Raw genomic sequence first — 8685 nt, 5'->3', positions numbered from 1 at the left:
AATTGCCTTTATCTCCGGATATTAAACCCATTGCTATTCCTGAAACGGGCTTTTTAATTTTTACGCCTGCATCCATTAATGCTATTGTGCCTGCGCAAACTGTTGCCATTGATGATGAGCCGTTGGACTCAAGAATGTCGGAAACGACTCTTACAGTATACGGATTTATTTCAGCAGAAGGGAGCATATTTTTTAATGCTCTGTGTGCAAGATTTCCATGTCCTATTTCTCTGCGGCTTGTTCCTCTGCTTGGTTTAATTTCGCCGGTTGAAAATGGAGGAAAATTATAATGTAAAATAAAGGTTGATTTTCCTTCAATAAAAGCTCCGTCAATTATTTGTTCATCAAGTTTGGTTCCTAATGTTACGGTAGTCAGCGATTGTGTTTCACCTCTGGTGAATATAGCCGAACCGTGTGCAGCAGGCAGGTAATCAGCTTCGCACCATATATCGCGGATTTCATCCATTTTTCTTCCGTCAAGCCGTTTCTTTTCTTTGAGCATCATTTCCCTAACTGCTTGCCGTTCCACCTCGTGATAATATCTTTTCACCATTGGCTCTTTTTCTTCTCTTTCTTCTTCGGGAATAGAATTTATAAATTCGTCAAGTATTGTGTTTAATGCTTCTTTTCTCTCATGTTTGGATGGATTCCCTGATTTAGCGATTTTATATGCTTTATCATATAGTTCAGCATGAATTCTTTTTTTGAGTTCATCGTCATTTTCTTCGTGGCAATATTCTCTTTGGACTTTTGCTTTATTTACTTCTCCTGCAAGTTCAAGTTGTGCCTTGCACTGAATCTTTATTGCTTCATGAGCGAATTTTATAGCTTCAAGTAAATCCTTTTCGGGAACTTCCTTTAGTTCACCTTCAACCATAACAATATTATCAATGGTTGCAGCTACTATAATATCTATATCGTTCGCGGGTATTTCAGATACATTCGGATTTACAACAAATTTGCCTTCAATCCGGCATACTCTTACTTCTGAAATAGGACCATTGAAAGGAATATCAGATACTGCAATTGCTGAAGACGCAGCAAGACAAGCCAAAGCATCGGGCATGATATTTTTATCGGCAGAAATCAATGAAATCAATACTTGTGTTTCGGCATGATAATCATCGGGAAAAAGTGGACGAAGAGCTCTGTCAACAAGGCGACTTATGAGTATTTCATATTCTGAAAGTCGTGCTTCTCTTTTAAAAAAACCACCGGGAAACCTGCCCGATGAAGCATACTTCTCTTGGTATTCAACTGTCAGAGGCATGAAGTCGGCATTTGGTTTGCCTTCCTGCGCTGATACTACTGTTGCCAGCAACATTGTATCTCCGCATTTTATTACTACTGCACCATCAGCCTGCTTTGCAAGTTTTCCGGTTTCAATTGAGATAGTTCTTCCATCCCCTAAATCAAAGGATTTAATAATGTGTTGTTTGGTCATAAATATAGTGTATAATTTGAAAACACTAAGACAAGAGGGATTAAGATAATACCTGAGAATTTGATATTAATATTTTTCTTGTTTGTTATTTTCTTAAGTTAAGTTTTTTAATGATTTCTCTGTAGCGTTTAATGTCTTTTCTTTTAAGGTAGTCAAGTAAACTTCTTCTTTTACCTACAAGCTTTAATAATGCTCTTTGAGTTACGTTGTCTTTTGCGTTGATTTTTAAATGCTGAGTCAGAAAGTTTATTCTTTCAGTAAATAAAGCAACTTGTCCTTCTGATGAACCGGTATCATATTCCGATTTACCGTATTCTGTGTAAATTTTCTTTTTTTCTTCTGTTGTTAAATGCATATTTCAATATTATTATATTTAAAGGGGTGCAAATATATACATTTCTTTTTAATATTCAAAGTTTTTGAAAAATTTAATTGTTTTATTGCATTATATATAAAAAGAATTAATTATAACAAAAATCAAAGTGATATTATAAATCTTGGTAGTATTCAAAATGGAATGTACTTCTTAATTGTAGAAAGTGATGGCGGAAAGTACACAAAAAAGATTATTGTTCAAAGGTAATTGAAGCAAAGGAATAAATGTATTTTTTCAATGTGAATGGCAGGATATATTCTGTCATTCTTTTTTTTTAATAGTGAAAAAGAAACAATGGCTGATAAATGCCAAAAAATATTAATTTTGCAATAAAAACTTATTGCAATAAAAAATGTTGTCGAAACGAATAATACCGTGTTTGGATATTAAGGACGGAAAAACTGTAAAAGGAATAAATTTTGAAAATCTTCGTATAGCGGGCGACCCGGTGGAATTGGGAAAATATTATGCCGAGCAGGGAGCGGATGAATTGGTTTTTCTTGATATTACAGCAACCGTTGAAAACCGTAAAACATTTGCAGCACTTGTGAAGCGTATTGCCGGAGAAATTAATATTCCGTTTACTGTTGGAGGTGGAATAAGTTCGGTAGAAGATGTGAAAATATTATTGAATGCAGGTGCCGATAAAATTTCCGTGAATACTGCTGCTGTTTTAAATCCAAAACTTATTGATGAACTTTCATTGCAGTTCGGAAATCAATGTATTGTTGTGGCAATTGATACAAATAAAATAAATGATGAGTGGTTTGTTTATACGCATGGCGGCAGAAAAGCAACTGAAATAAAAACCATGCTATGGGCAAAGGATGTTGCAGATAGGGGGGCAGGTGAAATATTACTTACTTCAATGCTTCATGATGGAACAAAAAATGGTTTCGCTCTTGATATAACTTCAGCGATTTCCGAAATGTTGAATATTCCTGTTATTGCTTCGGGCGGAGCAGGAGCAGTTGAACATTTTTATGATGTGTTCACTGAAGGAAAAGCCGATGCCGGACTTGCTGCAAGCATTTTTCATTTTAAAGAAATTTTAATAAAAGATTTGAAAGATTATTTAAGAAACAAAAATATTCCTGTAAGATGAAAGAAATTGATTTCACAAAGTGCAATGGTTTGGTTCCTGTAATAATTCAGGATTACAATACAAACAAGGTTTTGATGCTTGGCTTTATGAATGAAGAAGCATTGAGAAAAACGAAAAAAGAAAAAAGAGTGGTTTTTTTCAGTCGCACAAAAAAACGATTATGGATGAAAGGCGAGACATCGGGAAATTTTCTTGAAGTAAAAAAAATTATTATTGATTGCGATAATGATACTTTGCTGATAAAAGCTTTACCGAAAGGAAATGTTTGTCATACAGGAAATGCAACCTGCTTCAATGAAGAAAACGCAGGATGTTTTATTGATGCACTTGAACAAATAATAATTGACAGAAAAAGAAATCCACAAAACAATTCATATACAAGCAAGCTTTTCAATGAGGGAATAAAAAGAATTGCACAGAAGGTGGGCGAAGAAGCTGTTGAAGTTGTTATTGAATCAATGGGTAAAAATAATGAACTTTTTAAAGAAGAATCTGCCGACTTGATTTATCATTTTCTTGTTCTGCTTTCAGCAAAAGGATTGAGTTTTGATGACATCATAAAAGTTCTTGAAAAACGCCAAGGGAAAAAGAATAAATAATATTTTTCAAGAAAAAACTTTTAGAATTACACTAAAGGGCATCTCTGAAAATTTTGAAGTCCAACGAAGATAGGCGGATTTTTTTTAGAGATACTATAAATAAAAAGCACTGCATGAAATATGCAATGCTTTCTTCATAGTGCAGAGAATTGTTTATTTTTGCTGTCTTCCTTCGCCTATGTATTTATAAAGAAATTTATCTATTGTTTCGTATAAAGCAAATTTATTTTCTTCATTGAGGAAACCATGCCCTTCATTGTTTTTTACCAGATATTCTACATCTATATTTTTTGCTCTGAGTGCTTCCACAATCTGGTCAACTTCACCTTTGTTTACTTTCTGGTCTCTTGCTCCGTGAGCAATTAATAAAGGTGCGGAAATTTTGTCGATAAAAAATAAAGGCGATGCTTCTTTCATGTATATAGTGTCATTATTGGGGTCGCAAATAGTTTCATAAGACATTTTTAATTGTGCTTTCAGATATGAGGGAAAAGAACGGATATAAGAGAACAGGTTTGGAATTCCTGCATAATCAATACCGCAAGCGAATATATCGGGAGTGAAGGTTAAGCCAGCGAGGGCAGTATATCCACCGTAATTGAATCCATATATTGCTATTCTCTTCTTATCGGCTATGCCTTGTTCAATGAGCCAGTTTACGCCATCAATAATGTCGTTCTGCATATTTTTCCCCCATTGCTTGAAGCCCATTTCCCTGAATTTTTTACCATATCCCCATGAGCCGCGATAATTCATTTGCAAAACAGCATATCCTCTGTTGGCAAGAAATTGCACCTCTGGATTAAGTCCCCATTTGTCTCTTGATAAGTATGGATTGTCATGAGGAACAACAACTACTGGTAAATCTTTTTGTTCTTTCCCTTTTGGAATTGTAAGATAACCCTGTATTGTCAGACCATCTCTTGTCTTAAATTCTATAGGCTTTGTTTCAGCCATAGCTTCTTCCTTTAACCATGGACTTACATCTCCTATTTTCGATAGAGCATCTTTAACTTTATCATATAAGTAATATGCACCTAATGTTTTATCGTTATATGCGTATATTACAAATTTGGTTTCTTTAATGTCGTTATCAACAATATGGATTTCGTAATTTTTAAGTTCATTCCCTATTCTTTCCATCATTTTTTTCATATCTTCATTAAAAAAAAATCTTTCGATTTTTGAAGAACTATATTCTACAAAATCAAGTTCTTTTCTAAGAGGCGACCAAAATAATCTTTCAATATCATAATCAGTATTTTCGTAAACAATTTCAATTTCTTTTCCTGTGCTCACATCAAATTTAATTATCGCTACTTTATCTCTTCCGATGTTAGTGGAGGCAATAAGATTTTTATCATCAAGTGTAAATAACATTGGATTGAAGCGTTCTTTAAAATTGCATTTGTAAATTGTTTTAAACTCATCGCTTTCGGTAGGGCGATATAAAATATTTGTGTTTACTCCATCACTTGATACAGCTATTCTAAGATTACCTTGATGGTCAGGAAGCCATTTTTGAATGCTTCCTGTATTTTCGCCAAGCATCGTCAGTTCACCTGTTTCAATGTTTAGACGATAAGGGTCGAATACCTGAGGATTTCTTTTGTTCAGTCCGACAATAATATTGTTTGTACTTCCTTCGAGCTGGGTAATTATCTGTGTTTTTACATTTTCGATTTCAATAAGTGGTTTTAACTTTTTTCCGTTAAAATCAACTGCATAAAGTTTATAATTTTCATCGTTGTTATTATCTTTCAAATATATCAGCCGTTTGTCGGTTACCCAGTAATATGTATTTATGTTTGTTTCTTTTTCACTGGTTACCCTTGTAACTTTGTTTGTTGCAAGTTCCAGAACGAAAATATTCATCTTGTTTTCAAACGGTGAAAGATATGAAATAAAACTACCGTCAGGAGAAATAAGATAATTTGTGCTTTCGGGATTTCTGAAGAAATCCTTAACAGCTATTTGTGCACTTAAGTTATTGAAAAGGAAAAAAATAAAAATTATAACAGGCACAAATATTCCTGAAAATTTATTATTTGTTTTCATGACAAATGAGGTTTTAATACATTTATTATTTATTTATACTAAAAACCGCATTCAAAAGTTACATCTTTTTGATTATTATTATGTATTATGTTTTATTTACTTTTTGTCAGATAAAATTATTTTTCGGTTTTTTTACTTTTTTTATTATCTTTGTGTGTAATAATATTGAGTAACGAATTTTATTTTTAAATGAGAAATAAAATAATATCAGCTATTACTTCTTTCAGTATTTTATTTTCGTTGGTTTCATTTTCACAAATTTTATTGAAGAAACAGGACGCAAAATATTTTACAATGCCAGTAGATATAAATACCGGTGAGTATATTCCAAAAACAATTATTGTAAAAGTAAAACCTGAATTCAGGGGAGTTTGTGAAAACAGCAGAATAAAAAATGAAGAACTTAGTAGTGCACTTTCAGATTTGCAAGTTAACAAACTCTTTAAAAAATTTTCAAATAAAAAACCACCTCTTGAAACGAAAAACAAAATCGGACTTCAAAATGTTGACTTATCATTGATGTATGAAATTACATATAATGCCGATATTCCTATTGAAGATGCAATAAATAAACTTTATGCCACATCAATTTTCGAGTATGTTGAACTTCATTATATACCAGTGCTTCTATACACTCCAAACGACACTTATATTGCTTCTCAGTATCATTTAAATAATATTCATGCATTTGAGGGATGGGATATATGTAAGGGTGATACAAATGTAGTAATTGGAATTATTGATACCGGCGTTGATACTGACCACCCGGACCTTATAAGCAATATAAAATATAATTATGAGGATACAATTGACGGAATAGACAATGACAATGACGGATACATTGATAATTTCAGGGGCTGGGATGTTGCCATGAACGACAATAATCCCGAAGCTCCGGCAAGTGGAGACAATCGTTATCATGGAGTTCATGTTTCCGGCATTGCAGCAGCTTCAGCCGATAACTATACAGGAGTTGCAGGAGTTGGATTCAAATGCAAATTCCTGCCTGTAAAAGTTGCTAATGAAAATTCTTCTTTGATTGCTTGTTATGAAGGTATCATTTATGCTGCCGACCATGGTTGCAGTATTATTAATTGTTCTTGGGGAAGAGAAGGTGGCAACATAAGCCAATATGAACAGGATATAATAAATTATGCTGTAATTAACATGAATGCTCTCGTAGTTGCTTCATGCGGCAACTGCAATGATGGCAATTGTGCGACATATTGGTATCCTGCTGTCTATGACAATGCTTTAGCTGTTGCTGCAACAAACTCTGTTGATACAAAATGGATTACATCCCCTACGTTCAGTTCAAGTTATTATGATAAAGTTGATATTTCCGCACCCGGTGCGGGAATTTATTCTACTATGGCACCCGGTACATATTCCACTATGAACGGAACATCAATGGCAGCACCTTGCATTGCGGGTTGTGCGGCAATTGTAAAATCAAAATACCCGAACTATACAGGAATACAGGTGGGGGAATTACTAAAGGCAACAGCCGATACGATAGATACTCTATCCGGTAACCTTCCATACAAAGGCAAACTCGGAACAGGAAGAGTTAATTTATACAGGGCTTTGACCGAAACTAATCACAAATCGGCTGCAATGACAAATTACATAATTACCGATAATAATGATAATGTTTTTGTGGGTAATGATACTTTGCATATAATAACCACAATTACAAATTATCTTGCTTCTATTAGTGCATCTACAATAACTTTATCATCAACATCTTTATTAGTAAATATTTTAAGTCCCGCAACTAAATCTCTGGGAGCTTTTACTACGGGACAAACTAAAAGTAATTCTTCGTCACCATCACCTTTTCTTGTGAGGATACTACCGAGTGTACAAAATAATTTAAGTGCGAAATTTTATATTACTTTTTCCGATGGAATATATAGCCATAAAGATAGCTTTGTTATTGTATTCAATAAGGATTATGTGGATGTGAATATTAACAAAATAACAGCATCTGTAAGCAGTGTAGGAAGAGTTGGATATACAGACAATACTCATAATTACGGATTGGGTTTTACATTTAACGGAAGTTTGTCGATACTTAATATTGCAGGTCTTGTAGTGGGTGTTTCCAACAACCGTGTTTCCGATTGCATTTATGGTACAAATATGAGTAATTACGAAAATGATTTTACAACAACAACAATTGCTCATACAATTACGCCTGCTGTTAAATCAGATTTTGATGTGGTAACAGAATATCATGATACGCTGTCCGGTGTTAATAAACTTAAAATAATGGTTACTCAAAAAACTTATGCGTGGTCTGATATTCCCGATTCAAAATATATTATTCTTGAATATTATATCCGAAATATAGGAACAACTCCGCTAAATGACTTGTATGCCGGATTATTTGCTGACTGGGACATTATTAATGATTTATGTACTGAAAGTCAAAACAGGGCTTCATATGATGAGATTAACAAAATGGGTTATGTTTATTGCATAAACGGTGGATATTGGGCGGGTTTAAAAATGCTTACAAGTGGTCCCGTGAAATATTATGCTTTTGATAATGATGGATATTATGGAAGTTATCAGATAAATGACGGTTTTGCAAGTTTCGAAAAATATGGAGCAATGAAAAATTCTCGTTTTAATGCTGGAAGCGGAGCAAATGGTAATGATGTTTCTCATATTTTAAGTTCGGGTCCATACAATATTCTTTCCGGAGATACGATTAAAATTGCTTATGCGATGCTTGCGGGAACAAACCTGAATGATTTGCAGACCACTGCCCAGAGAGCAGCCGAACGTTATACACCACAGAATTCGGTAAAAGACACCGAAAATGATAATTCTTTTTTATTTCAAAATTTTCCGAACCCATTTGATGGTGCAACAACAATAAAATATCAAATTGCAAAATCTTGTTTTGTTAAAATTAAATTATTGGATATTTACGGAAAAGAAATTACAACCCTTTTAGAAAAACAAATGTCTCAAGGTAAACATGAGCTTGAATATGATGGTTCTAAACTTGAGGAAGGGGCTTATTATTTCAGATTTGAAATAGATAATGATTCATTTACTAAAAAAGCAATAGTTATTCATTAATAAAACA

General features: G+C 33.5%; 6 protein-coding genes. 3 read left to right on the top strand and 3 right to left on the bottom strand.

The annotated features are described in order from the left end of the window. Together pnp and rpsO are read right to left on the bottom strand one after the other, a co-directional pair. A partial coding sequence (gene pnp, locus WC223_07300) for a polyribonucleotide nucleotidyltransferase (protein ID MFA6924045.1) occupies nt 1-1444 on the bottom strand: 1444 nt, incomplete at its 3' end. An 85-nt stretch (nt 1445-1529) separates the two neighbouring features. Then, a complete protein-coding gene (gene rpsO, locus WC223_07295) occupies nt 1530-1799 on the bottom strand; it encodes a 30S ribosomal protein S15 (GenBank protein ID MFA6924044.1) in 270 nt (89 codons plus the stop codon). A gap of 373 nt (nt 1800-2172) precedes the next feature. On the opposite strand from rpsO, the gene hisF reads away from it, so the two are divergent. Together hisF and hisIE are read left to right on the top strand one after the other, a co-directional pair. Further along, nucleotides 2173-2925 (top strand): imidazole glycerol phosphate synthase subunit HisF, encoded by a 753-nt coding sequence (hisF, locus tag WC223_07290; protein MFA6924043.1) that lies wholly within the window; start codon nt 2173-2175, stop codon nt 2923-2925. Further along, nucleotides 2922-3524, top strand: a complete 603-nt coding sequence (gene hisIE / locus WC223_07285) for a bifunctional phosphoribosyl-AMP cyclohydrolase/phosphoribosyl-ATP diphosphatase HisIE (protein ID MFA6924042.1) — start codon at nt 2922-2924, stop codon at nt 3522-3524. Before hisF ends, hisIE begins: the two co-directional genes overlap by 4 nt. A 153-nt stretch (nt 3525-3677) precedes the next feature. Here hisIE and WC223_07280 read toward each other — a convergent pair whose 3' ends face one another. Further along, nucleotides 3678-5582 carry a S9 family peptidase gene (locus WC223_07280; GenBank protein ID MFA6924041.1) on the bottom strand — a complete coding sequence of 635 codons (1905 nt, stop codon included), beginning with the start codon at nt 5580-5582 and terminating at the stop codon, nt 3678-3680. 189 nt (nt 5583-5771) lie between these two features. On the opposite strand from WC223_07280, the gene WC223_07275 reads away from it, so the two are divergent. Next, entirely contained in the window at nt 5772-8678 is a 2907-nt protein-coding gene (locus WC223_07275; protein ID MFA6924040.1) for a S8 family serine peptidase, read from the top strand. Nucleotides 8679-8685 lie beyond the last annotated feature (7 nt).

The organism is Bacteroidales bacterium (assembly GCA_041671145.1).
Taxonomy (GTDB): domain Bacteria; phylum Bacteroidota; class Bacteroidia; order Bacteroidales; family JAHJDW01; genus JAQUPB01.
This window is presented reverse-complemented; position numbering and strand designations above follow the sequence as displayed.